A 26,101-nucleotide genomic window follows, 5' to 3' on the forward strand; every position below is an offset into this window, starting at 1 on the left:
CGAGAAACCCCGGCCGGGCAGCTGCCCGGCCGGGCAGCTGCCCGGCCGGGGTTCGTCGTTACGAGTGTCGGATCAGCCGCGGTACGGCCGCGACGGATCAGCCGTGGTACGGCTCGGCGCTGACGAGGGTGACCTTCATCAGGCTGCCGTTGGGGAGGGTGTACTCGCGGGTCTCGCCGACCTTGGCGTCGATCAGCGCGCCGCCCAGCGGGGAGCCCGGCGAGTAGACCTCGAGCTTGTCGTTGCGGGCGCCTTCTTCGCGGGTGGCGATGAGGAAGGTCTCGGTGTCGGTCTCGTCGCCGTCGTAGAAGACCTTGACGACCGAGCCGGGCAGCGCGACGCCGGACTGCGTGGGGGCCTCGCCGACCTTGGCGCTGTTCAGCAGCTCCTGCAGCTGGCGGATGCGCGCCTCCTGCTGGCCCTGCTCCTCGCGCGCAGCGTGGTAGCCGCCGTTCTCCTTGAGGTCGCCTTCCTCGCGACGCTCGTTGATCTCGGCGGCAATGACCGGACGATTGGCGATGAGCTGGTCGAGCTCAGCCTTGAGCCTGTCGTGAGACTCCTGAGTAAGCCAGGTCACCTGGGTCTCGGTCATTGTCGATCACTCCCTTGTAGTCGAAGTCCACCGTGGACTCCCTCGGCAGATCGCTGCGATCAGCAGCGATCAACGGGCAGGCCGCTCTTGTCCGTGGCGGTTATCCCCCGGTCGCCCACATCGTGAGCAGACTCGTCCTGCCGTCAATGCAGCAATACACGGCTCCGAGTGGAACCGTGTATCAACCGATTTTAGCACGGAGGGGCCTTCCGACCCGGTCTAACGAAGACCGGTCGGTCTGAACGTCAGCCCGCGCGTAGATAGTCCGGAACGTCCATACTGCATCCGTACAGATCGCCCATAGCGGGTGGCTGGGAGGCGTGGACGGGGGCGGTGACCTCGACGGTCTTCGACTCGGACGGCGCGATGTACACCTCACGGCGCCCGGTCTCGGAACCGTCCTTCGAGCGCGTCCGGACGATGCAGACGGCGGGCTCGGAGGGGTCCTCGCGCGTCACTGTGATCTGAATGTTCATCGTTTGGTCGTCGACGATCTCGAACGCGACCTGTTTGCCGTCGACGTCCTTGACCGCGAATTTGGTGTAGCCGATGTAGGCGATCCCGATGCCGGCGAGGATCACGAGACCCGTCAGCACCCACTTGCCCCAGTTCTTCGGGCGGGCAGTGCGCGGCGCGGACCCGTAGCGGTCGGTGGGAGGTGTACTGCTCATCACTTCGCTCTCGAGCCGGTTGTGGTGGTGCTCCGTGGGGCCGTCGGGATCGCCGTATGCCACGCGTAGCGGGGGTACGACAGACGGTCGTATGTGTCAGGTGGAACTATAGGGGAAGGACGACGGCACACCGTGCGCGGTAGCGGTCGACCACTGCAGGTGACACGCCACGACGGTGACACGCGAAGCTGAGGTGAAGACACACGTGAGCGGATTCCGACTCATGGCCGTTCATGCCCATCCCGACGACGAGTCGAGCAAGGGCGCCGCGACGATGGCCCGCTATGCCTCGGAGGGCAACGAGGTGCTCGTCGTGACGCTGACGGGCGGTGAGCGTGGCGACATTCTGAACCCCGCGATGGACGTTCCCGGTATCCGGGAGCGGATGGACGAGGTGCGCCGCGAGGAGATGGCCGAGGCTGCCCGCATCCTGGGGGTGCGGCAGACGTGGCTCGGGTTCGTAGACTCCGGCCTGCCGGAGGGCGACCCCAAGCCGCCGCTGCCGGAGGGCTGCTTCGCGCTCGAGCCGCTCGAGGTGCCGACCGAGGCGCTGGTGAAGGTGATCCGCGAGTTCCGTCCGCACGTGATGACCACGTACGACGAGAACGGCGGCTACCCGCACCCTGACCACATCAAGTGCCACGAGGTCTCCATGGCCGCGTACGAGGCGGCGGGCGACCCGGAACGGTTCCCCGACGCGGGTGAGCCGTGGGAGGTGCAGAAGGTCTACTACTCGCACGGGTTCATCCGTAAGCGTCTGGTCCAGTTCAAGGAGGAGTACGAGCGCCGCGGGGAGGAGTTCCCCATGGCCGAGTGGCTCGCCAAGTGGAAGACCGAGCAGGGCGACCTGATGGCGCGGGTGACGACGCAGATCCAGTGCGGGGACTTCTTCCCGCAGCGGGACGACGCGTTGCGCGCCCACGCGACGCAGATCGACCCGAACGGCTCGTTCTTCGCGGTTCCGCTGGACATCCAGCAGAAGATCTGGCCGACCGAGGAGTTCGAGCTGGCCAAGACCCGCGTACACACGGCGATCCCGGAGGACGACCTCTTTGCGGGCATTTCGGAGGATGAGAAGCAGTGATGACGACGTTGGCGTGGGACCTTCTGGCGCAGGGGACCAGTACCCCGAGCAGCCCGCAAGGTCCCGAGTTCGGCAAGGCGTCCCCGCTCGGTCTGGTGCTTATCGTGGCGCTGTTGGTCGGCACCGTCCTGTTGGTCCGGTCGATGAACAAGCAGCTGCGTAAGCTGCCGGACACCTTCCAGCCGGAGCACCCCGAGGCCGATCAGGCGGCCGACGAGGGCACGGATCGTGGTGCGGCGATCGCCGAGGTCACCGAGCCGGAGCGGCCGGCGGGCGACTCGCAGGCCGATCAGGACCCGCCCGCGAAACCGACGAGTTAGGGGAGAGTCGTGTCGCTCGAGCGGAACACCCTGGGCGGCGCGACCAGCCCGTATCTACGGCAGCATGCGGACAACCCGGTCCACTGGCACGAGTGGGGTCCGGAGGCGCTCGCGTGGGCGCGTGAGCGCAACGTCCCGGTTCTGCTGTCGATCGGGTACGCCGCGTGCCACTGGTGCCACGTCATGGCGCACGAGTCGTTCGAGGATCCGGCGACCGCGGCGGTGATGAACGAGAACTTCGTGTGCATCAAGGTGGACCGCGAGGAACGCCCCGACCTGGACGCGGTCTACATGACCGCGACGGTCGCGATGACCGGTCAGGGCGGCTGGCCCATGACGTGCTTCCTCACGCCGGACGGCGCCCCGTTCTACTGCGGCACCTACTATCCGCCGCAGCCACGGGGCGGGATGCCGTCGTTCACGCAATTGCTGCACGCGGTCACCGACACCTGGCGCACCCGTCGCGGCGACGTGGACGACGCGGCCGCGTCGGTGGTCGCCGAGCTACGGCGCAGCAGCGCCCCGCTGCCGGCCGCCGGCCCGCCCGTCGACGTGCCGTTGCTGTCCGGGGCGGTCGCCACCGTGCTGCGCGACGAGGACCGCGACCGCGGCGGATTCGGCGGCGCCCCGAAGTTCCCGCCGTCGACGCTGCTCGAGGGGCTGCTCCGCTCGTACGAGCGGACGGGCGCCGAGCCGGTGCTGCGCACGGTCGAGCGAGCCGCCGACGCGATGGCCCGCGGCGGCATCTACGACCAGCTCGGCGGCGGTTTCGCGCGCTACTCGGTGGACGCCGACTGGATGGTGCCGCACTTCGAGAAGATGCTGTACGACAACGCCCTGCTGCTGCGCTGCTACGCGCACCTCGCGCGCCGCACCGGCTCGCTTCTCGCCCACCGGGTCGTCGAGGAGACGGCCGACTTCCTGCTGCGCGACCTGCGCACCAGCGCGGGGGCCTTCGCGTCGGCGCTCGACGCCGACACCGAGGGCGAAGAGGGTCTGACGTATTCGTGGACTCCCGGGCAGCTGGTCGATGTACTCGGCGCCGACGAGGGGGCGTGGGCAGCCGAGACGTTCGCGGTGACGGCGGAGGGAACGTTCGAGCGCGGAACCTCGGTCCTGCAGCTCCTCTCGGACCCGTCCGACGACGCCCGTCTCGCCGACGTGCGCGCGCGTCTGTTCGCGGCGCGCAGCCGACGGCCGCAGCCGGCCCGCGACGACAAGGTGGTCACCGCCTGGAACGGGCTCGCGATCACCGCGCTCGCCGAGGCCGGCGCGACACTCGACCGACCGGAATGGGTATGGGCGGCAGCCGAATGCGCCCGTGTACTGCTGACGACTCACGTGGTGGACGGGCGCCTGCGACGCGCATCGCTCGCCGGCGTGGTGGGGCAACCGGCGGGAATCCTCGAGGACCACGCCGCGCTCGCGACGGGACTGCTGACCCTGCACCAGGCGACCGGCGAGGTCGAGTGGCTGGACGCCGCCACCGGTTTGCTGGACATCGCGATCGCGCGTTTCGCCGACCCCGAGCAGCCCGGTAGCTGGTTCGACACCGCGGACGACGCCGAGGTCTTGGTGACCCGTCCACGGGATCCGCTCGACGGGGCGACCCCGTCGGGGGCGTCCGCGATGGCAGAGGCGCTGCTGACGGCGTCTGCGCTGGCGGACGCGGACCGGGCATCGACGTATGCGGGCGCGGCAGCGGATTCGCTGAGCCGCGCGGCGATGGTGCTCCAGCGCGCGCCGCGATCGGCGGGGCACTGGCTCGCGGTCGCGGAAGCCTCGGTACGTGGGCCTGTCCAGATCGCGGTATCGGAGACCGAATCGTCCGAATTGTCCAGGCAGGCACGTCGACTCGCGCCCGGTGGCGCCGTAGTGGTTGCGGGGCCCGCGGATTCGACGCCGCTACTCGCCGACAGGCCGCAGATCGACGGCACTCCTACGGCGTACGTGTGTAGAGGATTCGTGTGCGACCAGCCGGTCACCGAGGTCGACGCCCTGCGCGAACTGGTGGGATCGGACTGACACGAAAAGAGCCGTGCGGCAGTGCCGCACGGCTCTCTTGTGATTCCTGTCGGAAATCAGCTGTTGAAGATGTCAGCGACGCTGCCGAAGGCCTGGCCGACGACATCGTTGATGCCTGCGATCGTGACGCTGATCGAGTTGATGAAGCCGGCGAGGATGACGTCGGCGCTGCCGACCGGGATCATGACGGCGTCGAGGATCGAGCCCATGGTGTACCTCCGAGATTGGGGCGGGGCCGAACTGTTCGGCCCTACGAGTGATGGGGATGCTCCGACGGGAGCGAAGGAACCGCGCCGGCGCTCAGCAGCGCCCGCGATTCGCGACAGGGTCTCAGCTGGCGAAGATGCCCGCGACCAGGTCGAAGATGTTCTCGACCGATCCGGTGACGGTGTCGAACAGGTGGTCGATGGCGAGCGACGAGTTGGTGAAGATGCCGTCGAGCGAGCCCATGAAACTCTCCTTCGTGAATGCTTGTGACAGAGAGCTCCTGCAAAATCTGTTGCAGGACAACCCTCTTCGTGTTATCGCAGGGCAGGGCCCCGCGACTGCAGCGACGATAGCAATCCCGCGGAGGTTGTCGTGGCAAAACGGAAAAAAACTGTTCAGTTGTCCAAATCGGGCGTGAAGTGCAGAAAGGGTCCGTGGTTGACGCTCACGGACCCTTCCTGCATATCGGGTGTCATCGAAATCGGCGACCCCGACCGAAGCGTCAGCTCAGTGCCAACGTGGTGTAGTCGACGAGGTTCCTGAAGGACTGAAGGATTCCGACGCCGATGGCGTCGATGCTCATGACGGGAATCTGGATGAGAGCGGCGAGCGAACCCATGTGGTTTCCTCCTGATCGCGCAGGCCTGCCGGCACTGCAAATCGATAGGGTGGGGAGACGTTGCGCCGCGCGGGCACAACGATCGGTGTCAGTTGGCGGCGCTACCGGTGAGAAGGCCGCCCAGCCATGCGAGCACCGTCCGGATGGTGCCCTCGGTCAGATCCACCGACTGGACGTCGGCGAGGATGTCTGCGATAGAACCCATGATCCCTCCCTGTTTCCCGGTGCGGTGCGGGGAGTTTCAACCAGTTGCGCAGTCCCGCAATCGCGTTGTCTCTGTAACGGGCAACCGCCCGTGACACACGACGCTAGCAGTAACTCGTCTGGTACGCGCGCTATGTTTCGAATCGATCGGTCAGTTGTTTGAATCCGCTACTGGCGGAGGGCCGCTCGGATCGTCGGCCACGATCGGCCGAGCTCGTCCCGCCAGTAGTCCCACGCGTGCACCCCGGTAGGTTGAGCGCTGCGGGTCACGTCGGCTCCGGCGCTCCGAAGTGCCTGCGTCAGTTGGTCGGTACACACATTGGCACCGGCCTCCAGTAGCCCGCCCACCACCACGGTGTTGGCGATGTCGGGCTCGTCGAGGGACTCGTGCGGGCCGGGCAGGCCGTTCCCGGACGACAGGTACACCTTCTTGCCGGCGAGGCGAGAAGCGTTGCGGAACAGGTCGTGGTCGTGCCAGGCGTCGCTACCCTGCGGCCCCCACATCATGTCCGAGGTCGCCATGCCGTTCATGACGATCAGATCGGTCAAGAGCTGCCCTCCCGGTCCGTCGGTGGCGTAGCAGCCGCTGTAGCCCACGACCCCGTCGTACAGTTCCGGATCACGGGCGGCGAGCATCACGGCGCCCTGGGCGCCCGAGGAGATCCCGCCGATGACGTTGCGCCCGCTGGTATCGAATCGAGCGTCGATCAGGGGAGGTAATTCCTTGGACAGGAACGTCTCCCACTGGGTGTGTCCGAACTTGGGGTGGTCCTCGGCCCAGTCCTGGTAGAGGCTGCCGGTGCCCCCGACCGGCATGACGACGTTGACGTTCTTGTCGGCGAAGAACGCCTGCGCGTTGCCCTTGGTGGGCTCGAGCCAGTTGGTGCTCGCCACCTGCCCGGAATTGCCGTCGAGCAGGTAGAGAACGCCGCGTGGTTCGCTGCGATCGGCCGGCAGCAGTACGTTCACCGGCACCTCGCGGCGCATGGCTGGGGAGGCTACCTGCAACAGGAGAAGCCGGTCGGAGACGGGCGTGACACTCGTGATCGACGGCTGCGTGTTCGCGTCGACCTGCACGTACTGCGGGACATCCGTTCCCGGTTCCGTGTCGGCTGCCGCCGTCGTGACCGCCGGACCCGTCGTCAGCAGACTTGCCGTCAACAGTGCGGCGGCCAGTTTTCGAACGTCGTTCCGTTGCATGAGTGTTCGATCTCCCCGGTTCGGTGCGGTCAGATGCCGAGCGAGTGTGCGATCATCGGCCACGACTCGTGCAGATCGTCTTCCCAGTATCCCCACGAGTGGGTACCCGCCGCGCGGAAGTTGTAGACGATGTTGTCCATTCCCAGTGCGCGCGTCTTCTTCGAGAGTTGATCCGTGCAGTACTGCGTGGACGCCTCGATGATCCCGCCGACCACGACCTGACTCGCCAATGCCGCGAGCTTGCCTTGGATTCGGGGGTTGCCCATGTTGTCGTGCGCCCCGGGCAGTCCGCTGGCCGTCGAGATGTACATGGGGATGCGGGGAAGCTTGTCGGCGTTGACGTAGGGATCGCGGGCGACCCATTCCGGGTCGTCCTCCGGACCCCACATGTTGTCGGTGTCGCCGTCTCCGAGTCCCACGACAAGCCTGACGAACTGGCGCCCGGGGGCTCTGCTGGTGATCGCGCATCCGCTGTACGAGCCGACGCTCTTGTAGAGGTCCGGCGCCTGGATCGCCAGGTCGAGGACGGAGGTCCCGGTCATGGAGATCGCGGCGATGGAGTTGTCGCCCGTCGTGTCGAAGGCGTCGTCGATGACAGACGGCAGTTCCTCGGTGAGGAACGTGGTCCACTTGTTGATGCCGTTGTTGCCGGAGGTGGCGGCCAGTCCGGGATCGGGGTTGCGCCAGTCGGTGTAGTAGCTGAACGCGCCTTCCGTCGGGGTGACGACGTTGACGTGCTTGTCCGCGAAGAACTCTCCGACATCGGTCTGCAGGTTCCATGCGGCACCGTCCTCACCGCCGCCGGCGCCGTTGAGCAGGTAGAACGTGGGAGCTGGGATACCGGTGTCCCTGGGGCGGAGCACCTGCAGGGGAATGTTGCGCTGCATCGAGGGCGAGTACACCTCGATGTCGACCTGCCGGCCGGCGCTCTCCTCCAGGCTGACGAGGCGCGCACCCGTCGTCACGTCGACATCAGCCGTGTCGGGCGAACCTGGGATCGCTGCCGCCGCAGGGAATCCGCCGAGCAGCGGAAGTGTCGCCGCGGCCAGGACGCACACCGTCCGCAGTCGTCGGGTTGCGTGCGCGTTGTTCATGGATCGGTCCTGGGTCGGGTCGCTCGAGCGGTCTCTGACATGCGCAATCGGGACCCGCCAATGATTGCGGATCCCGATTGGGTGCCGGACGGCACCAGTGCCAAGTGTCGTTACTTGGGGTTGGTGGCACCACTCAGTGCGTAGAGGGCATTGACGACCTTGGTGATCGCCGCGCCGGCGCTGCCGGTGACGACGCCGAGAGCTTCGTAGACGGATCCCATGATTCTCCTTAGGTATGGCGAGTTGGTGCGATCTCCGATACCGGCCCTCGGTGATCCGGAAGCCTCCGGTATTGCCTACTCAGGCCGGTACTCGCTTTGTCAGGTGGGGCGAATGCCGACTAGGCCGGAGGTGTCGGGATGGCGGAGAAGCTGTCGATCGAGCCGAAGCCGATGTCGACCAGTTCACCGAGCGAGCCGAGTGCGTCGTGGATGCTGGTCTGTGCCGAGCCGAGGAACGCGCCGAGTAGTCCGTCAGCGCCCAGCGAGCCCAGTCCACCGTCGAGCAGTGCGCCCAGAATTCCCTGGAGAGAACCCATGTTTGCCTCCTGAAGACATCATGTCGTTGTCCGGTACCCGACTCCGGAAACACGGCTGTACGGGTCGACACCGGCCCTTCATCACGGGCGGATTACCCGCGATGTCCCGAACGTTAACAACCGTTTGAATGGCGACGGGTCGGTTTCACGAAATTTCTCCGGAATCGGCGGAAACTCCCTGCACCACAGGAGCTTTTGGACGATCGACCAACTCGCGGAACGCCCGGATCAAGAGTTCTTTGTAACGATCCGTGTCGGGCATCATTGCGGTGTCGGTGCAGAACGAGATCTCGATTTCGTCGCCGTGATGGGAGACGATCAGGTGCCGGAGTCCGACCTTGTCGACGATGCCGAGGATGCCGAAACTCCGGACCAGGGGCGCGCCGCGCAGGACCAGGTCGTCGCCGGTCCACGGGATGTTGCTGACCATCGTATTGACGGAGTCGACGGTACCTTCCGGCTGCTTGCGAAGCTGCAACAGCCAATTGGCTCCGCGCAGCAACCATGCCGGCGACGTCTCCACCCGGGATGCCGCGATCTGGACGTCCGCATGGCGGTGACGGTGCTTTTCCGCGCGGACAGACGCAGTGACCGCCCGTAGCCGTTCGAGCGGGTCTGCGATGTCGGTGTGGAGATCGACGTTCATCAGTGCGAGGTGATTGGCGCGATCGTTCTCCGGTCGATTCGCGACACCCGGCCGGGTGCCGCGCAGCGACATCGGCACCATCGCGGACAGCGATGCCGTCGGCGTCTCGCCCTTTTCCTGCAGGTATGCAGCGAGTCCGCCGGAGATCGTCGTCAGGAGAACGTCGTTGAAGGTCACGCCCTCGACCGCGGCCTGCACGGTGCGGATGTCGTCCGACGAGAAGCTCACGACGTCGAAGGTCAGATCCGGCGTGATCCGATTGTTGAACCGCGTCGCCGGGCGGGGTGGTCCGGGCGGGGCGATCGTGCCCGCTGCGATCTCGTCGGTGACCCGCTTGGCGGCGTCCCCGGTCGTGGCCAGCCCTTCGCGGAAGGCTCGCCACTGGGTGGGAAGTCGGCCGATCGCTCTCGTGAACTCCCTCGGCATGGACCAGCTTTCGGATGCGGACGGGATCGGCGGATGAACCTCGGACCGTCCGAAGATGCGAAGTCCCAGGTCCCGGGCGGTGAGCCCGTCGCCGGAACTGTGATGGCACCGGAGTACGGCCACCGTCATTTGCTCGGGCAGGCCGTCCACTCCGGTGACGCCGGTGAGGAAGTGCAACTGCCACGGTGGGCGGGTGAGATCGAGCGGCTTGCCGGAGAATCGGGAGATGTGGCGTCGCAGAGCGTCCCATCCGGGACCGTCGACCGGTTCGACGACCACGTGCTTCCTCAGGTCCAGCGTGGGATCCGGGACCCAGAACGGGTAGTCCAGTTCCAGTGGTAGGCGCCGAAGGCGCCGTGTGAACACCCCGCTGTAACCCAGTCGCGCGCGCATCCACTCGACGGCCTCACGCTGGGTGATCGGTGCGACGTCTGCGGTGGTGTCGAACATGTAGATGCCGGTCGAGTTCGAGATGTGGCGCTCGCCCTCGTGATAGACGAATTCGGCGTCCTGCGGCGCCAATTGGGAGATTCCACCAACTGTTTGCTCGGTCGTCGTCACGGCGCTCCTTCCCCCGGGGTGGATAGCAGGGTAAGCAGATCGCCCGAAGGCCCGTGCCCGTTTTCGGAACCTTCACCGCAATTCGCGCCGGCAGAACCTAACCGAAGACCACCAGGCAGACGGCCACGAAGTGGCAGACGGCGGCGACGGCCGTGGCGGCGTGGAAGAACTCGTGGTGGCCGAACGTGTGCGGCCACGGGTTGGGCCACTTCGTGGCGTAGAGGATCGCCCCGACGCTGTAGAGAACACCGCCGACGGCAAGCAGCACCATCGGTGCGACGCCGGCCTCGTCGACCAGTTCGCCGGCGACCGGGACGATCGCCCAGCCGAGCAGCAGGTAGAGAGGTACACCCACCCAGCGGGGCGCGGTGGGCCACAACATCTTCAGGGCGATGCCGACGAGGGCGCCACACCACACGACGGTGAGCAGCACGGTACCCGTGTGCGGCGGTAGCGCGAGCAGGCCGAACGGGGTGTAGCTGCCGGCGATGAACAGGAAAATCATCGAATGGTCGGCGCGCTTCATCCAGGTTCTGGCGCGGACCGTACGCCAGTGGACGCGGTGGTACGTCGCGCTCACCGCGAACAGCCCGCACACGGTGGTGCAGTAGACGAGGGTCGCGAGCCCGGCTCGCGTGGACTCGAGCGAGAACGCGAGTGCCACCAGCGCGACGCTCGCGACGGCGGCGACCACGAGCGACCACGCGTGGATCCAGCCGCGCAGCCGCGGCTTGGTCGGTAGCGCGACGAGGTCGTCGAGCCCGAGAACCGTCATGGCGTGCCCCTGTCGTCGATGGGGCCGGGCGAACCCGGCGAACTTACGGAACCGTAACCTACGGTGGAGTAACTACGGTAGGGCTAGAAGTGAGGCGTGCGCGACATCGAGAGCATCGGCACGGTGGTCGGTGGAACATGTTCGCGGCGTACTCTTTCTTCCCGTGGTGATGTCCAGGTGAAGTTGCGCGGCCTGCTGTACAGCATCTACGAGCGACGGCTGCTGCGCCGTCTCGACGGTTTACAGCACCCGCGCCATGTGGCGGTGATGTGCGACGGCAACCGGCGTTGGGCGCGGGAGAACGGATTCACCGACGTCAGCCATGGGCACCGGATGGGTGCGCGCAAGATCGCCGAACTCCTCAGCTGGTGCGACGCGGCCGGCATCGAGATGGCGACGATCTACCTGCTGTCCACGGAGAACCTGCGCCGTGAACCGGAGGAACTCGACACGCTGCTCGAGATCATCACCGAGGTGGTCGAGGAGATCTCCGCTCCCGGGAAGAACTGGAGCGTCAAGATCGTCGGCACGCTCGACCTGCTACCCGAGGATCAGGCGCGGCGGCTGCGCGAGGCGGCCGAGGGGACGCGCGGCCGGACGGGCACGCACGTCAACGTCGCGGTCGGGTACGGCGGCCGTCAGGAAATCGCCGACGCGGTCCAGTCGCTGCTGCGCGACAAGCTCCGCGAGGGCCTCACGGGCGACGACCTCGTCAAGGCGATGAGCGTCGAGGGCATCGACGGTCACCTCTACACGTCCGGCCAGCCGGACCCGGACCTGGTGATCCGGACGTCGGGCGAGCAGCGGCTGTCCGGGTTCCTGCTGTGGCAGAGCGCGTACTCGGAGATCTGGTTCACCGAGGCGTACTGGCCGGAGTTCCGCCGCGTCGACTTCCTGCGCGCGCTGCGCGACTACGCGGCTCGACACCGACGCTTCGGCGTGTAACCGAGGCCCTCACGTCGCGGGTGGCGTGAGCGCCGGGAACCAGATGTCGGTGAGGACCTCCGCGGCCTGCTCGCGGGGGATCTCGATCGTCCCCTGCACGGCCCATCGGGTGAAGAACCGTTCGAGCTGGGTGACCAGCAGTTCGATCCGCACGCGGGCCTCCCGCTCGCGGTGGGCGCCCCACCGGGCCAGGTAGGACGGCATCGCGTTCGGCAGCGCGGCGATCGCCTCCCGGGCGGGCTCGCGGAAGTCGGGCTCGAGCACCAGCGCCTCGTCCCACGCCGGCAGGATCGCGCGATTGCGGTCGAACCAGTCGATGGCCCGCTCGATCCACCGGGTGAACTCGTCGCGTGAACCCGACTCGAGCACCTCGTCCAGGTCGGCGTAGATCGACACCGCCCGCGGATCCATCGACTCGGCGCCGATCCGGCGCAGGACATCGGTCTTGCCGGTGAAGTGCAGGTAGAACGTGGCTCGGCTGCAGCCGGCCGCGGACGCGATGTCGTCGATCTTCACCGCCGCGTATCCGTTGGCCGCGAACTGCTCTCGGGCGCAGTCCAGCAGGCGCCGCCGCGTCAGCCGCTTCTGCTCGTCGCGCAGCGTCGGCTTCCGGTCGGGGGCCTGGTCGATCTCGTTCACTGCATACCTCCGACCGGCATCGTACTGTCCGATCGTGCGGCTCGGTCAGCGTGCGCCGCGGACCAGAACGCCTGGTCGGGCGCCGGTGTCCTCGCCGTCGCGGAGCACCACCTGCCCGGACACGATGGTGGCCCGGTAGCCGTCGGCGCGCTGCAGCAGTCGTCGCGCCCCGCCCGGCAGGTCGAACGCCATCGCCGGCGGCTGCAGTTGCAGCCGCTCGAAGTCGATGACGTTCAGGTCTGCCTTCTTGCCTTCGGCGATCACGCCACGATCGGTGAGTCCGTACAGGGTGGCCGTGTCCGACGTCATCTTCTTCACTGCGGTTGCCAGGGGAATTCGCGCGCCCCGGCGGCGGTCTCGCGCCCAGTGGGTGAGCAGGAACGTGGTGTTGGACGCATCGCAGATTGCGCCCACGTGCGCTCCGCCGTCGCCGAGTCCGACCGCGGTCGCTGGGTGCAGCAGCATCTCCTCGATCGGATCGAGTGTGAAGTTCGAGTAGCCGAGCAGCGGACGGAAGAACAGCGCACGACCCTCCTGCGAGAGCAGCAGGTCGTAAGCGTGCTCGAACGGATCCCGCCCGGCACGTTCGGCCTCGCGGGCGAGGTTGGTCTCCGGGTCGGGCTCGTACTGCGGCGGGTCGCCGAGGTGGAACGTCCGGTCCAGCTTGCTCAGGTACGGCATGCGATTGTGCGGCGAATCGGCCTCGTCGAGGATCGCGCGCCGGGTCGCCGGGTCGCTCAGCTCGGTCACCAGCGCGGCAAGGTCGCCGCCCGCGCGTTCGACGGCGGCAACGTAGCTCGGACGGGTGTTGAAGGCGTTGAAGGTCTGCAGCCCGGTGAGCAGGCCCAGCGGGCGGGCCGACACCTGCGGGCGCAGCGGAATGCCGGACTCGTACGAGGTGGCGGCGAGATCGAGCAACCGCTTCCAGTCGTCCGGCGCGCCGTCGTGCTGCAGCAGCCCGAAACTCACGGTCCGACCGGTGAGTTCGGCCAGCCGGACCATCCAGTCGAGTTCCCGATCGGGTGCGGCGAGATCCTCGCCCATGATGCCCGCGGGCGCCAGCTCGAAGACCCCGGTGCCGGCGGCGGCCAACGCCCGTCCGATCCCGAACAGTTCGTCCTCGGCGGCGAAGGTGCCCGGCACCGGCTCACCGTCGATGGCCCGATGCACGATGGTGCGTGACGTCGAGAACCCCAGCGCTCCGGCCTCGACGCCTTCGCGGACCAGGGTGGACATCAGTTCGATGTCCTCGGTCGACGCGGCTTCGTTGCGGGCTCCGCGCTCGCCCATGACGTAGGCCCGCACGGCACCGTGCGGCACCTGCGTCCCGACGTCGATGGCCAGCGGCAGGCGCTCGATCGCATCGAGGTACTGCGGGAACGACTCCCACGCCCACCGGATCCCCGTCGACAGTGCCGCGCCCGGAATGTCCTCGACGCCCTCCATGAGCCCGATCAGCCACTCGCGTTCGGACTCGGTGACCGGCGCGAACCCGACCCCGCAGTTGCCCATCACCGCGGTGGTGACGCCGTGCCAGCAGCTGGGCGTGAGCATCGGATCCCAGGTCACCTGCCCGTCGTAGTGGGTGTGGATGTCCACGAACCCCGGCGTCACGATCAATCCGGTCGCGTCGACGACCTCGTCGGCGTCCGCGTTGCTCAGCTCGCCACCCGGGACGACCGCCGCGATCCGACCGTCGCGGACGCCGATGTCTGCGAGGTAGGGCTGACCACCGGTCCCGTCGACCACTGTCCCGTTGGAGACGACAAGAGAGAAACCCATATTCACTCCTCGCGATCTTCGACCGAGCGCCGTCCGCACTGCGTCGGCACACCGGGAATCGGCTGCGTGCGGTATCAGCTGGTGAGTTCCGAGCACTTTCGCTTGACAGCGTGTCAGCGAATCCGGTTCTATGACTTATATCACGTTCTTGCCGAAGGTCGATGCAATCCGATTGCGGGAAAGGAACTTCCATGCCTCAGCTGCCCAAGGTGTGCATCATCGGTGCCGGCTGTTCCGGATTCACCACGGCCAAGCGCCTCAAGGACCACGGCATCCCGTACGACTGTTTCGAGGCGTCCGACGACATCGGCGGCAACTGGTACTACAAGAACCCCACCGGCATGTCGTCGTGCTACGAGAGCCTCCACATCGACACGTCGTCCACGCGGTTGCAGTTCGAGGACTTCCCGGTGCCGACCGACTGGCCGCACTTCCCGCACCACTCGCTCATGCACGGCTACTTCCGCGACTACGTCGAGAAGTTCGGCCTGCGTGACACCATCACGTTCGACACGATGGTCGAGAAGGCCGAGCGTCTCCCCGACGGCACGTGGGCGGTCACGCTCGACAGCGGTGAGACCCGCACGTACGACGCGCTCGTCGTCGCGAACGGTCACCACTGGGATCCGCGGATGCCGGAGTACCCGGGCACGTTCGACGGACAGATCATCCACAGCCACGACTACCTCAACGCATACGACCCGATCGACATGCGCGGCAAGAACATCGTGGTGGTCGGCATGGGCAACTCCGCGCTCGACATCGCGTCGGAACTCTCGCACCGATCGATCGCCAAGCATGTGTGGGTGTCGGCGCGACGCGGCGTCTGGGTGTTGACCAAGTACCGCGAGGGCAAGCCGGCCGACAAGATGATGATGCCGCCGTGGATGCCGAAGAAGCTGGGCCTGGCCATCGCGCGGCGCAAGATCAAGAAGTCGCTGGGGCGGATGCAGGACTACGGGCTGCCCGAGCCCGACCACGAGCCACTCGGCGCGCACCCGTCGGTGAGCATCGACTTCCTCGCCAAGGCAGGATCCGGTGACCTGACGTGTGTCCCGGCGATCGAATCGCTCGACGGCGACCACGTCCGGCTCGTCGACGGCCGTCGGATTCCCGCGGACGTCGTCGTGTGTGCCACCGGGTACAACATGAGCTTCCCGTTCTTCGATGATCCGTCGCTGCAACCCGATGCGCAGCACCGGTTCCCGCTGTTCAAGCGGATCATGCAGCCCGGCGTCGACAACCTGTTCTTCATGGGGCTGGCGCAGGCGTCGCCGACGATCGTCAATCTCGCCGAGCAGCAGAGCAAGCTCGTGGCCGGCGTGCTCAGCGGCTCGTACGCGGCGCCGACCGCCGACGAGATGCGGCGGATCATCGCGGCCGACGACGCCGCGAGCCTCGCGCAGTACTACGAGACGCCGCGGCACACCATCCAGGTCGACTTCGCGCGGTATGTGCGCGACCTGAAGAAAGAGATCGCGGCCGGCGAGAAGCGGGCCCAGCAGACGCCGGTCGGCGCCCGGTGACATCCGTCGAGGGATTCGCCGACCCCGCTTTCGGGGGGCTGCGAGAGCTGTTGCAGCGCAACCTCGACGACGGCACCGACGTCGGCGCGTCCGTGTGTGTCGTGCGTGACGGGGAGACCGTCGTGGACCTGTGGGGCGGGGTCGCCGACGCCGACACCGGTGCGCGCTGGGTCAAGGACACCGTCGTCAACACGTACTCGCTGACGAAGACCATGACCACGCTCGCGGCACTGCTGCTCGTCGACCGCGGCCTGCTCGACCTCGACGCCCCCGTCGCCCGGTACTGGCCGGAGTTCGCCGCCAACGGCAAGGACGGTGTGCTGGTGCGGCACGTCCTCGGGCACACGTCCGGCGTGAGCGGCTGGCAGCAACCGGTCACGGTCGCCGACATCTGCGACGACGTCCGTGCCGAGGACCTCCTCGCGCAGCAGGCGCCGTGGTGGGAGCCGGGCACGGCGTCGGGTTACCACGCAACCAACTTCGGGCATCTGGTCGGCGGGATGGTCCGCCGCGTCACCGGACGCACCCTCGGCGACTTCTTCGCCGTCGAGGTCGCCGACGCGTGCGGCGCCGACTACCGCATCGGCACACCCGCCGACGTCGATCCGCGGGTCGCGCCGTTGATCGCCCCGCCGCCCACCGGGTTCGACTACGCGTCGCTGCCGCCCGACGGCGTCTTCGTCAAGACGATGGCGAACCCGGTGATCCCGGTGCCGGAGACGTCGAGTCGGCTGTGGCGCGGCGCCGAGATCGGCGGCGCCAACGGTCACGGCAACGCGCGGTCGGTGGCCCTCGCACAGTCGGTCGTCTCGCACGGCGGACGGGCCCCGTCGGGGGAGCAGTTGCTCCGCCCCGAGACGGTCGAGCGGATCTTCGACGTGCAGGCCGACGGCGTCGACCAGGTGCTCGGGGCGTCGCTGAGATTCGGTCTGGGCTACGCGCTGCCCGCGCCCGACGTCCATCCGTCGATCCCCGACGGCCGGGTGTGCTGGTGGACGGGGTACGGCGGGTCGATCGTCGTCAACGACCTCGACCGCCGAACGACATTCGCGTACGTGATGAACAAGATGACCCCGCAACTCCTCGGCGCACCACGCACCGAGGAGTACGTCGCGCAGGCCTACGCGGGCCTGTGACCGGGTGTCCTTTGCGTTGCGAGGGGGACGCAAAGGACACCCGCCTGATCAGAGCTTGCGCAGGCGCAGCCGGTTGATGGTGTGGTCGGCGTCCTTGCGTAGCACCAGCGTCGCGCGCGGCCGGGTGGGCAGGATGTTCTCCACCAGGTTCGGCCGGTTGATCGAGTTCCAGATGTCCTCGGCCGCGAGCGTCGCGTGCTCGTCCGAGAGTGCCGCGTAGTGGTGGAAGTGCGCGTTCGGGTCCGCGAACGACGTCTTGCGCAGCGCCAGAAAGCGTTTGATGTACCAGCGCTCGATGTCCTCGATGCGGGCGTCGACGTAGATCGAGAAGTCGAACAGGTCCGAGACCATCAGGCGCGGACCGGTCTGCAGCACGTTGAGGCCCTCGATGATGAGGATGTCGGGCTGCCGGACAAGGTGGTACTGGCCCGGGATCACGTCGTACGAGATGTGCGAATACACGGGGGCCGCAACCTCTTCGGCACCCGACTTCACCTCCGTGACGAAACGCAGCAGCTTGCGGCGGTCGTAGCTCTCGGGAAATCCCTTGCGGTGCATGATGCCCCGGCGCGTGAGCTCGGCGGTGGGGTAGAGGAACCCGTCGGTGGTGACGAGGTCGACCCGGGGGTGGTGTTCCCAGCGGGCGAGGAGGGCCTGCAGCACGCGGGCCGTGGTCGACTTGCCGACCGCGACACTGCCGGCGACGCCGATGACGAACGGCACCTGGCGGTCGGGGTGCTTCTCGCCGAGGAAGGTTGCGGTGGCGGCGAACAGGCGCTGGCGCGCGGCGACCTGCAGATGGATCAGACGGGCGAGCGGGAGGTAGACCTCGGCCACCTCGTCGAGGTCGATCTGTTCACCGAGGCCGCGGAGCCCGACGAGTTCTTCTTCGGTCAGCACGAGCGGCGTCGACTTGCGGAGCTTGCGCCACTGCTTGCGGTCGAACTCGACGTAGGGGCTGGACTCGCTCACCCGTGCCATCGATGCCCCTTCCGGGAGAGCGGCTTCGACTGCAACCGGTGCATGCGCGTGCTGAGGGGAGGCAGGTGCATGAGGCAAATTGTGCTCGCAGCCACAGGGGAGCGGTGCGCCGGGTCCGCCTCTCGGCGGAAACCACAGGTGAAGGACTATGGTCCCGAACATGGAATCGGACGCATTGGTACGCGACTACCTCCTGCTTGGTCTGCGTTTCGACCGCCTCGAAGAGGGCTTCGTCGACGCCTACACCGGTGACCCCGCCCTGCGGCGGCAGGTGGAGAACGAGTCGCGGCCCGACCCGCGCCGACTCGCCGGCGACGCCCGCGCGCTACGTGCGGATCTCGGGTCCGCCGGGCTGTCGGACACGCGGACGCGGTTCCTCGACGCGCACCTCACCGCGCTCGAGTGCTCGGCCCGCAAGTTCGCGGGCGACGACATCGGTTTCGTCGACGAGGTCGCGGCGTACTTCGACGTGCGGATCGAGCCGGGCGACGAGGGCGAGTACCGCGAGGCCCACCGCCGGATGGACGCCGTGCTGCCCGGCCCCGGCACGCTCGCCGAGCGGATGGAGGCGCACCGGGCCGCCGACCGCATCCCGCCGGACCGGCTGGCCGAGTGCGTCGAGGCGTTCAACAGTGCGCTGCGGGACCGGGTGCGCGCCGAGTACGCCCTCCCCGAGACCGAGCGGGTCGAGTACGAGGTGGTCGGCGACAAGCCGTGGTCCGGGTTCAACTACTACCTGGGTGGGTACCGGTCCACCGTCGCGATCAACTCCGACCTCGACCAGCACATGTCGAACCTGCCGCGGCTCATCGCGCACGAGTCCTACCCGGGCCACCACACCGAGCACTGTCGCAAGGAGGCCGGCCTCGTCGGAACCGGACAGCTCGAGCAGACGCTGTTCGTCGTCAACACCCCGCAGTGCCTCATGGCGGAGGGGCTCGCGGACCTGGCGCTCGAATCCGTCGTCGGCGAGGGGTGGGGTGCCTGGGCGCAGGAGATCTACGCCGACCTGGGTCTGCGATTCGACGGGGAGCGGGCCGAGGAGCTGTCGGCGGCGTCGAGCGGGTTGCTCGGCGTGCGGCAGGACGCCGCGCTGCTGCTGCACGACCGCCGGGCCGGTGCCGACGACGTCGTCGCCTTCCTGCAGCGCTGGAGCCTGACGAGCCGCGAGCGGGCCGAGCAGAGCCTGCGGTTCCTGTCGTCGCCGCTGTGGCGGGCGTACATCAGCACGTACGTCGAGGGCTACCGGCTCCTCGGGGGCTGGCTGGGGCAGGTTCCGGCGGGTCCGCACCGGTCCGAACGGTTCCGTCGACTGCTCGACGAACCGCTCACTCCGGGGGCGCTGCGGGACGAGGTGACGAGCGGTGGCGGAGCCGCGTTGGGGAGCTGAGACCCCCGTTCCTTAGACTGAGGGGGATACTTCCGCAATCCAGCCTGGAGATTCGCTGATGACTGCTGTCCCTGCCACCGACGTGAACACCGCGTCCCTCGCCGAACTGGACCCCGAGGTCGCCACCGCCATGGCGGGTGAGCTGTCGCGTCAGCGTGACACCCTCGAGATGATCGCGTCCGAGAACTTCGTTCCCCGCGCCGTGCTCGAGGCCCAGGGCAGCGTGCTCACCAACAAGTACGCCGAGGGCTACCCGGGCCGCCGCTACTACGGCGGCTGCGAGTACGTCGACGTCGTCGAGGATCTGGCCCGCAACCGCGCCAAGGAGGTCTTCGGCGCCGAGTTCGCGAACGTCCAGCCGCACGCCGGTGCGCAGGCCAACGCCGCCGTGCTGATGACGCTGATGAACCCGGGCGAGAAGCTGCTCGGCATGGATCTGGCCCACGGCGGTCACCTCACGCACGGCATGAAGCTCAACTTCTCGGGCAAGCTGTACCAGGTCGCGTCGTACGGCGTCCGCGAGGACACCCACGTCGTCGACATGGATCAGGTGCGCGAGATCGCGGTGCGCGAGAAGCCGCAGGTGCTCATCGCCGGTTGGTCCGCCTACCCGCGTCACCTCGACTTCGCGGCGTTCCGCTCGATCGCCGACGAGGTCGGCGCCAAGCTGTGGGTCGACATGGCGCACTTCGCCGGCCTGGTCGCCGCGGGGCTGCACCCGTCGCCCGTGCCGCACGCGGACGTCGTCTCCACCACCGTCCACAAGACGCTCGGCGGCCCCCGCTCGGGCATGATCCTGGCGAAGCAGGAGTGGGCCAAGAAGCTCAACTCGTCCGTCTTCCCGGGCCAGCAGGGCGGACCGCTCATGCACGCGATCGCCGCGAAGGCCGTCGCGATGAAGATCGCCGGCACCCCCGAGTTCAAGGCGCGCCAGGAGCGCACCCTGGCGGGCTCGAAGATCCTCGCCGAGCGTCTCGGCGGCGCGGACGTCGCCGGCAACGGTGTCTCCGTGCTCACCGGCGGCACCGACGTGCACCTGGTCCTGGTGGACCTGCGCAACTCGCAGCTCGACGGCCAGCAGGGCGAGGATCTGCTCCACGAGATCGGCATCACCGTCAACCGCAACGCCGTGCCGTTCGACCCGCGCCCGCCGATGAACCCGTCGGGTCTGCGCATCGGTACCCCCGCGCTGGCCACCCGCGGCTTCGGCGAGGAGCAGTTCACCGAGGTCGCCGACATCATCGCGACCGCGCTCGCCAAGGGCGCCGACGCCGACGTCCCGGCGCTGCGGGCCCGGGTCTCCAAGCTGGCTCAGGACTTCCCGCTGTACGACGGCCTCGAGGGCTGGGGTCTGCTCTCCAAGAACGCCTGACGTTCACTCGTCGGATCGGCCCGCACCCCCCCCAGGGTGCGGGCCGATCCGCGTTTCCGGGGAAATCCGTTTCGGTGCACGAGACTTAACGCCGCGTTCACTCGACACGCCGGGTTCGTGCGCCGGGCGATTCGCCGACAGGCGTAGCGTCCCGGGGTAACAGGCAGCAGGGGAAGCTGACTGTACGGGAGGTCCTGATCGTGGCTGATCTGCTCAGTGCGAGGGGGCCGGCGCCCGGCCCTCGTGTCGATTGACACATCGGGTTCGGACCGGTCCAGCGAATACGTCTGCGCGGGTGCCACGCAGACACGAGGAGCCTCACGTGACCGCAATCAGCTCCGTCCGCACCTACGTCCTCGACACCTCAGTCCTGCTCTCGGACCCGTGGGCTGTCACCCGCTTCGCCGAACACGAGGTGGTCCTACCGCTGGTCGTGATCAGTGAACTCGAGGACAAGCGCCACCATCACGAGCTGGGATGGTTCGCCCGCGAAGCGCTGCGGATGCTCGACGATCTCCGTCTCGCGTACGGTCGCCTGGACCGCCCGGTCCCGATCGGCTCGGAGAACGGCACACTCCAGGTGGAGCTCAACCACACCGACCCCTCGGTGCTCCCGGTCGGATTCCGCACCGACAGTAACGATTCCAGGATCCTCGCCTGCGCCCTCAACCTGGCGGCGGACGGCAAGGACGTCGTCCTGGTCAGCAAGGACATCCCGCTGCGCGTCAAGGCCGGCGCGGTGGGACTGCCGGCCGACGAGTTCCGTGCCCACGACGTCGTCCCGTCGGGCTGGACGGGCATGACTGAACTGGAGGTCGCGTCCAGCGACATCGATGCGCTGTTCGCGGAGGGGGTCGTCGATATCGACGAGGCGCGGGAGTTGCCGTGTCACACCGGTATCCGGCTGTTGGGCGGAACCTCGAGTGCGCTGGGTCGGGTCACCCCGGACAAGCGGGTGCAGTTGGTGCGGGGTGAGCGGGAGGCGTTCGGGCTGCACGGCCGGTCCGCCGAGCAGCGGGTGGCGTTGGATCTGCTGCTCGACGAGAGCGTCGGGATCGTCTCGCTCGGCGGCAAGGCCGGCACCGGCAAATCGGCGCTCGCGCTCACCGCCGGACTGGAGGCGGTGCTGGAGCGTCGCAGCCACCGCAAGGTTGTCGTGTTCCGGCCGCTCTACGCGGTGGGCGGTCAGGAACTCGGCTATCTGCCGGGCAGTGAGAGCGAGAAGATGGAGCCGTGGGCGCAGGCCGTCTTCGACACTCTCGACGGTCTCGCGAGCCCCGAGGTGATGGACGAGGTGATGAGCCGCGGCATGCTGGAAGTGTTGCCGCTCACGCACATCCGGGGTCGGTCGCTGCACGACTCGTTCGTGATCGTCGACGAGGCGCAGTCCCTCGAGCGCAACGTGCTGCTGACCGTGCTGTCCCGTCTCGGTACCGGGTCCAGGGTCGTGCTCACCCACGACGTCGCCCAGCGTGACAATCTGCGGGTCGGCCGACACGACGGCGTCGCTGCCGTCATCGAGAAGCTCAAGGGGCACCCGCTCTTTGCGCACATCACCCTCACCCGCAGCGAGCGGTCGCCCATCGCGGCCCTTGTGACCGAGATGCTGGAGGAGTTCGGGCCCAACGCCTGATCTGTATTCACCGACGGGGGTGGGTGCAGTTGGATCCAGTCACCAGCCCGGCACTCCGAGGGGAGGAGTGCCGGGCGGTGGCGTTCAACCGGCGTGACCGAACCCACCGCCCGACGGCTGAGCGCTCGCCCGCGTCGGGGGATGGGCGAGTGCTCGACTGCTTTGACAGAGGATAAGCAGCGCCTGTGACGCTATCCGCAAGGAACGTTCGCGGCAATTCGAAAGCCGCCGAAGCTGACATTTCATCCAGGGATTTCACCCTCGGTGTCGTCACGCCGTGCGGGCGGGGTCGGAGGAGTTCACCGGCCGGTGTTGATTTCCGGCCAACCACCACAGTCGGGCCGTGCTGTCAGACTTGGGCGTATGGCCGAGCTGTATCCCGCACTGGAGCCCTATGAGTCCGGACTCCTCGACGTATCCGACGGGCACACGCTCTACTGGGAGGCGATCGGTGATCCGGCCGGAACTCCCGCGGTCTATCTGCACGGTGGGCCGGGGTCCGGCTGCCGACCGGGCGTACGCAGATACTTCGACCCCAGCGTGTTTCGCGCCGTGCTGTTCGACCAGAGGGGGTGCGGGCGCAGCCGACCGCTCGCGGACGATCCGGACACCGACCTCTCGACCAACACGACCGCCCATCTGGTGGCCGACATCGAGCGGCTCCGCGAACACCTGGCGATCGACCGGTGGGTCGTCGTCGGCGTGTCGTGGGGCGTGACGCTCGGGCTGGCCTATGCCCAGGCGCATCCGGACCGGGTGATCTCCATGGCACTGGGTGCGATCACGTCGGGCACCGCCCGGGAGGTCGAGTGGATCACCCGCGATATGAGGCGGGTCTTCCCGCGGGAGTGGGAGCGTTTCGTCGAACCCGTGCCGGCGGCAGAGCGAGACGGGAACCTCGCGGCGGCGTACGCGCGCCTGCTCGCGCATCCGGACGCGGCCGTCCGGGCGCACGCGGCGTCGCGTTGGTGCGAGTGGGAGGACACCCACGTGTCCCTGGTGCCGGGGTGGCGGCCGAGCCCGCGATTTCAGGACCCGACGTTCCGGATGATCTTCGCGCGACTGGTCACCCACTACTGGGGCAGCGACCACTTTCTCGAGGACGGGCAGATACGCGACGGCATGGCCCGGCTGGCCACGATTCCGGCGATGCTCGTCCACGGCAGATACGACGTGTCGGGGCCGCTCGACACCGCGTGGGAACTGTCGCGCCTGTGGACTGGGAGCCGACTCGTCGTCGTCGACGATGCCGGGCACGGCGGCGGCAGCTTCGTCGAGCAGCTCGTCGCCGCCGTCGACTGGTCGGCGCTTTCGGACGCGCGATAGCACCTGAGGCGCGTGCGACCCCGTTCCTTATTGTAAGGAATATCTGTGTCGATACGGTGAATGATCGCGCCATTTGGCCTGGTCAAGCCAATCCGTGCTCCCAAATCGTTGTTCAATACTGAAACGTGTTCTAGATTTGGCGTACTTACTTTCCGATGCGCACCGAGGGGTGGTCATGGCAGGGAATTCGGGTTCGGACGAGCGGTTCGACGTCGTCGTGGTAGGTGCCGGCGGGGCCGGCATGGCGGCGGCGATCACCGCGGCCAAGCAGGGGCTGAGGACCGTCATCGTCGAGAAGTCGCAGTACTGGGGCGGTTCGACGTCGCGTTCGGGTGGCGGTGTCTGGATCCCCGGCAACTCCGTGCTGAAGCGGGACGCGCCGGCCGACGACGTCGAGGCCGCGCGGTGCTACCTGCACAGCATCATCGGTCCCGGCGTCGATCCCGCGCGGATCGACACCTACATCGATCGCGGTCCCGAGGCGCTGCAGTTCCTCATCGACAACTCGCCGCTCGAGCTCGAGTGGGTCAAGAACTACTCCGACTACTACCCGGAGGCGCCGGGCGGCCTGTCCACGGGACGGTCGTGCGAGCCCAAGCCGTTCGACGCCCGCGCATTGGGGGACGACCTCGACACGCTGCATCCGCCGTACAGCAAGGCGCCGCTGAACGTCGTTGTGAAGCAGTCGGATTACCGCTGGCTCAGCACCGGGCTGCGGCACTGGCGTGGACCGGTCCGGATGGCTCGCGTCGGCCTGCGGACCTTCGTCGCGAAGGCTCGGCACCGCAAACTCATCGGCATGGGCGGCGCGCTCATGGCCGAACTGTTGCTGGGTGTGCGTCAGGCGGGAGTTCCGTTGCGGCTCAACACCGGTCTGGTCGACCTGCTGGTCGAGGAGGGGCGCGTGACGGGTGTCGTCGTCGAATCCGGCGACACCCGGAGCACGCTCCGCGCCGAGCACGGCGTCGTCCTCGCCTGCGGCGGATTCGACGCCAACGACGAAATGCGCAAGAAGTATCAGCGCGCCCCCATCGGGGCGGACTGGACCATCGGCGCGCCATCGAACACCGGTGACGGCATCAACGCAGGCCTGAAGGTCGGTGCCGCTATCGATTTCATGGACGACGCGTGGTGGGCGCCGTCCATCCCGTTGCCGAAGGGGCCGTGGTTCGCGCTTGCCGAGCGATCGCTGCCGCGCAGCCTCATGGTCAACGACCGCGGCGAGCGTTTCATGAACGAGTCGCTGCCGTACGTCGAGGCGACACATCGCATGTACGGCGGCGAATTCGGGCAGGGCGACGGACCGGGGGAGAACCTGCCGTGCTGGCTGATCTTCGACCAGACCTACCGCGACCGCTACCTGTTCGCCGGTGTCACCGCCCGCGCCCCGCTGCCCCGCAAGTGGCTCGACAGCGGCGCGATCGTCAAGGCGTCGAGCATCGACGCGCTCGCCGAGAAGGTCGGTGTTCCCGCCGACGCGCTGGCCGCAACGGTCCAGCGGTTCAACGGTTTCGCGCGCACCGGTGTCGACGAGGACTTCCACCGCGGTGAGAGCAGGTACGAACACTACTACGGTGACATCACCAACAAGCCCAATCCGAGCCTCGGCGAGCTGAGCAAGCCGCCGTTCTACGCGGCGCAGATGGTGCCCGGCGACCTCGGCACCAAGGGAGGCATCGTCACCGACGTCGCCGGACGGGCCCTCCGCGAGGACGGTTCGGTGATCGAGGGACTGTACGCGGCCGGCAACACCAGCGCGCCCGTCATGGGGCACACCTACGCCGGACCTGGTGCCACGATCGGACCCGCGCTGGTGTTCGGTTACCTTGCGGCGCTGGACATTGCAGAGAAGGCGGGCAAGCCGGTCAGTCGTCGCTGAGCGGACCCAGTTCGGTCTCGAGGACCTCCTGCACGACGCGCATCGCGGCGAGTCCGGCGGGCGCACCGCAGTACGCGCTGGCGTGGATGACCGCTTCGACGATCTCGGTGCGGGTCAACCCGTTTCGCAGGGCGCCGCGGACGTGCCCGCGCAGTTCGTTCTCGGCGCGCAGTGCGATGAGCATCCCGAGGTTGAGCAGGCTGCGGCTGCGGCGATCCAGGCCGGGGCGCGTCCACACCGATCCCCACACGTGCTCGGTGATGAACTCCTGGATGTCCTCGGAGTCGGTTCCGCGGGTGCGGTCGAAGGCCCGCTCGACGAAGTCGGCGCCCATCACCTCGGTGCGGACGTCGAGTCCGGCCTGGAATGCGGGGGAGGTGTTCTGGTGCTCGGTCATCGCGATCGGCTTCCTGTGCGGGTCAGGCGGCACATCTCGCCTGTACCGCTCAGCGGGAGCCTACTAGGTCGGCCGCGGCGTCGGCACCGCGTGCTCGGCGGCGACCAACCGCCGAGTGCAGGTCCCACTGCGC

Annotated in this window: 23 protein-coding genes; 11 read left to right on the top strand and 12 right to left on the bottom strand. The window is 67.8% G+C overall.

Features of this window, described 5'->3' with window-relative positions; all coding sequences use genetic code 11:
• Positions 1–97: 97 nt before the first annotated feature.
• Positions 98–592 (bottom strand): transcription elongation factor GreA, encoded by a 495-nt coding sequence (gene greA, locus ABTV10_RS06840; protein ID WP_433610989.1) that lies wholly within the window; start codon positions 590–592, stop codon positions 98–100.
• Between the two features lie 245 nt (positions 593–837).
• Positions 838–1,326 (bottom strand): DUF4307 domain-containing protein, encoded by a 489-nt coding sequence (locus ABTV10_RS06845; RefSeq protein ID WP_499033446.1) that lies wholly within the window; start codon positions 1,324–1,326, stop codon positions 838–840.
• A gap of 142 nt (positions 1,327–1,468) precedes the next feature.
• On the opposite strand from ABTV10_RS06845, the gene mca reads away from it, so the two are divergent.
• From mca to ABTV10_RS06860, 3 genes are read left to right on the top strand one after another with little or no spacing between them, the layout of a single operon-like run.
• Complete coding sequence (gene mca / locus ABTV10_RS06850; protein WP_433610991.1) at positions 1,469–2,347, top strand: mycothiol conjugate amidase Mca; 879 nt, start codon at positions 1,469–1,471, stop codon at positions 2,345–2,347.
• Positions 2,347–2,667 (top strand): hypothetical protein, encoded by a 321-nt coding sequence (locus tag ABTV10_RS06855; RefSeq protein ID WP_499033449.1) that lies wholly within the window; start codon positions 2,347–2,349, stop codon positions 2,665–2,667. Before mca ends, ABTV10_RS06855 begins: the two co-directional genes overlap by 1 nt.
• Before the next feature lie 9 nt (positions 2,668–2,676).
• A complete protein-coding gene (locus ABTV10_RS06860) occupies positions 2,677–4,692 on the top strand; it encodes a thioredoxin domain-containing protein (protein ID WP_499033452.1) in 2,016 nt (671 codons plus the stop codon).
• Between the two features lie 56 nt (positions 4,693–4,748).
• Here ABTV10_RS06860 and ABTV10_RS06865 read toward each other — a convergent pair whose 3' ends face one another.
• The 6 genes from ABTV10_RS06865 to trhA all read right to left on the bottom strand — a co-directional run bounded on the left by ABTV10_RS06865 (position 4,749) and on the right by trhA (position 10,962).
• Complete coding sequence (locus ABTV10_RS06865) at positions 4,749–4,901, bottom strand: hypothetical protein (RefSeq protein WP_433610996.1); 153 nt, start codon at positions 4,899–4,901, stop codon at positions 4,749–4,751.
• 989 nt (positions 4,902–5,890) lie between these two features.
• Positions 5,891–6,922, bottom strand: a complete 1,032-nt coding sequence (locus ABTV10_RS06870) for an alpha/beta hydrolase (RefSeq protein WP_499033454.1) — start codon at positions 6,920–6,922, stop codon at positions 5,891–5,893.
• A 29-nt stretch (positions 6,923–6,951) separates the two neighbouring features.
• Positions 6,952–8,016, bottom strand: coding sequence for an alpha/beta hydrolase (locus ABTV10_RS06875; protein WP_499033457.1), 1,065 nt, complete (start codon positions 8,014–8,016; stop codon positions 6,952–6,954).
• A 340-nt stretch (positions 8,017–8,356) separates the two neighbouring features.
• Positions 8,357–8,554, bottom strand: a complete 198-nt coding sequence (locus tag ABTV10_RS06880; RefSeq protein ID WP_433610999.1) for a hypothetical protein — start codon at positions 8,552–8,554, stop codon at positions 8,357–8,359.
• A 145-nt stretch (positions 8,555–8,699) separates the two neighbouring features.
• On the bottom strand, positions 8,700–10,187 hold the full coding sequence (locus ABTV10_RS06885) for a wax ester/triacylglycerol synthase domain-containing protein (RefSeq protein WP_499033460.1): 1,488 nt from the start codon (positions 10,185–10,187) through the stop codon (positions 8,700–8,702).
• Between the two features lie 97 nt (positions 10,188–10,284).
• A complete protein-coding gene (gene trhA / locus ABTV10_RS06890) occupies positions 10,285–10,962 on the bottom strand; it encodes a PAQR family membrane homeostasis protein TrhA (RefSeq protein WP_499033463.1) in 678 nt (225 codons plus the stop codon).
• Between the two features lie 96 nt (positions 10,963–11,058).
• On the opposite strand from trhA, the gene ABTV10_RS06895 reads away from it, so the two are divergent.
• Positions 11,059–11,907, top strand: a complete 849-nt coding sequence (locus ABTV10_RS06895) for an isoprenyl transferase (RefSeq protein ID WP_499033466.1) — start codon at positions 11,059–11,061, stop codon at positions 11,905–11,907.
• Between the two features lie 9 nt (positions 11,908–11,916).
• Here the strand turns inward: ABTV10_RS06895 and ABTV10_RS06900 are convergent, their stop codons facing one another.
• Positions 11,917–12,546 carry a TetR/AcrR family transcriptional regulator gene (locus tag ABTV10_RS06900; protein WP_499033469.1) on the bottom strand — a complete coding sequence of 210 codons (630 nt, stop codon included), beginning with the start codon at positions 12,544–12,546 and terminating at the stop codon, positions 11,917–11,919.
• 45 nt (positions 12,547–12,591) lie between these two features.
• Positions 12,592–14,328, bottom strand: a complete 1,737-nt coding sequence (locus ABTV10_RS06905; protein WP_499033471.1) for an N-acyl-D-amino-acid deacylase family protein — start codon at positions 14,326–14,328, stop codon at positions 12,592–12,594.
• Between the two features lie 191 nt (positions 14,329–14,519).
• Here ABTV10_RS06905 and ABTV10_RS06910 point away from each other — a divergent pair, with 191 nt between their 5' ends.
• Together ABTV10_RS06910 and ABTV10_RS06915 are read left to right on the top strand one after the other, a co-directional pair.
• Positions 14,520–15,854 (top strand): flavin-containing monooxygenase, encoded by a 1,335-nt coding sequence (locus tag ABTV10_RS06910; protein ID WP_433611010.1) that lies wholly within the window; start codon positions 14,520–14,522, stop codon positions 15,852–15,854.
• Complete coding sequence (locus ABTV10_RS06915; RefSeq protein WP_499033474.1) at positions 15,851–16,990, top strand: serine hydrolase domain-containing protein; 1,140 nt, start codon at positions 15,851–15,853, stop codon at positions 16,988–16,990. Before ABTV10_RS06910 ends, ABTV10_RS06915 begins: the two co-directional genes overlap by 4 nt.
• Positions 16,991–17,038: 48 nt before the next feature.
• Here ABTV10_RS06915 and coaA read toward each other — a convergent pair whose 3' ends face one another.
• Positions 17,039–17,971: a type I pantothenate kinase gene (gene coaA, locus ABTV10_RS06920; RefSeq protein WP_433611014.1), complete on the bottom strand. Its 933-nt coding sequence runs from the start codon at positions 17,969–17,971 to the stop codon at positions 17,039–17,041.
• Between the two features lie 160 nt (positions 17,972–18,131).
• Here coaA and ABTV10_RS06925 point away from each other — a divergent pair, with 160 nt between their 5' ends.
• The 5 genes from ABTV10_RS06925 (at position 18,132) to kstD (ending at position 25,571) form a co-directional block, all read left to right on the top strand.
• Positions 18,132–19,361 carry a DUF885 domain-containing protein gene (locus ABTV10_RS06925; protein ID WP_499033477.1) on the top strand — a complete coding sequence of 410 codons (1,230 nt, stop codon included), beginning with the start codon at positions 18,132–18,134 and terminating at the stop codon, positions 19,359–19,361.
• A 58-nt stretch (positions 19,362–19,419) separates the two neighbouring features.
• Positions 19,420–20,733, top strand: coding sequence for a serine hydroxymethyltransferase (gene glyA / locus ABTV10_RS06930; protein ID WP_433611017.1), 1,314 nt, complete (start codon positions 19,420–19,422; stop codon positions 20,731–20,733).
• 322 nt (positions 20,734–21,055) lie between these two features.
• Entirely contained in the window at positions 21,056–22,366 is a 1,311-nt protein-coding gene (gene phoH2 / locus ABTV10_RS06935) for an RNA 5'-3' helicase PhoH2 (protein WP_499033478.1), read from the top strand.
• 363 nt (positions 22,367–22,729) lie between these two features.
• Positions 22,730–23,692 (top strand): prolyl aminopeptidase, encoded by a 963-nt coding sequence (gene pip, locus ABTV10_RS06940; protein WP_499033479.1) that lies wholly within the window; start codon positions 22,730–22,732, stop codon positions 23,690–23,692.
• Between the two features lie 175 nt (positions 23,693–23,867).
• Entirely contained in the window at positions 23,868–25,571 is a 1,704-nt protein-coding gene (gene kstD, locus ABTV10_RS06945) for a 3-oxosteroid 1-dehydrogenase (protein WP_499033480.1), read from the top strand.
• Here the strand turns inward: kstD and ABTV10_RS06950 are convergent.
• On the bottom strand, positions 25,558–25,968 hold the full coding sequence (locus ABTV10_RS06950; protein WP_433611025.1) for a carboxymuconolactone decarboxylase family protein: 411 nt from the start codon (positions 25,966–25,968) through the stop codon (positions 25,558–25,560). The genes kstD and ABTV10_RS06950 overlap by 14 nt on opposite strands.
• Positions 25,969–26,101: the final 133 nt, after the last annotated feature.

Source organism: Paraburkholderia sp. RHO2, from assembly GCF_050955445.1.
Taxonomy (GTDB): domain Bacteria; phylum Actinomycetota; class Actinomycetes; order Mycobacteriales; family Mycobacteriaceae; genus Prescottella; species Prescottella agglutinans_A.

Coding starts and splice junctions, on each gene's coding strand:
- greA (WP_433610989.1), bottom strand. CDS start 592: ATGACCGAGACCCAGGTGACCTGGCTTACTCAGGAGTCTCACGACAGG.
- ABTV10_RS06855 (WP_499033449.1), top strand. CDS start 2,347: ATGACGACGTTGGCGTGGGACCTTCTGGCGCAGGGGACCAGTACCCCG.
- ABTV10_RS06865 (WP_433610996.1), bottom strand. CDS start 4,901: ATGGGCTCGATCCTCGACGCCGTCATGATCCCGGTCGGCAGCGCCGAC.
- ABTV10_RS06870 (WP_499033454.1), bottom strand. CDS start 6,922: ATGCAACGGAACGACGTTCGAAAACTGGCCGCCGCACTGTTGACGGCA.
- ABTV10_RS06875 (WP_499033457.1), bottom strand. CDS start 8,016: ATGAACAACGCGCACGCAACCCGACGACTGCGGACGGTGTGCGTCCTG.
- ABTV10_RS06880 (WP_433610999.1), bottom strand. CDS start 8,554: ATGGGTTCTCTCCAGGGAATTCTGGGCGCACTGCTCGACGGTGGACTG.
- trhA (WP_499033463.1), bottom strand. CDS start 10,962: ATGACGGTTCTCGGGCTCGACGACCTCGTCGCGCTACCGACCAAGCCG.
- ABTV10_RS06905 (WP_499033471.1), bottom strand. CDS start 14,328: ATGGGTTTCTCTCTTGTCGTCTCCAACGGGACAGTGGTCGACGGGACC.
- ABTV10_RS06910 (WP_433611010.1), top strand. CDS start 14,520: ATGCCTCAGCTGCCCAAGGTGTGCATCATCGGTGCCGGCTGTTCCGGA.
- coaA (WP_433611014.1), bottom strand. CDS start 17,971: ATGGCACGGGTGAGCGAGTCCAGCCCCTACGTCGAGTTCGACCGCAAG.
- ABTV10_RS06925 (WP_499033477.1), top strand. CDS start 18,132: ATGGAATCGGACGCATTGGTACGCGACTACCTCCTGCTTGGTCTGCGT.
- glyA (WP_433611017.1), top strand. CDS start 19,420: ATGACTGCTGTCCCTGCCACCGACGTGAACACCGCGTCCCTCGCCGAA.
- pip (WP_499033479.1), top strand. CDS start 22,730: ATGGCCGAGCTGTATCCCGCACTGGAGCCCTATGAGTCCGGACTCCTC.
- kstD (WP_499033480.1), top strand. CDS start 23,868: ATGGCAGGGAATTCGGGTTCGGACGAGCGGTTCGACGTCGTCGTGGTA.
- ABTV10_RS06950 (WP_433611025.1), bottom strand. CDS start 25,968: ATGACCGAGCACCAGAACACCTCCCCCGCATTCCAGGCCGGACTCGAC.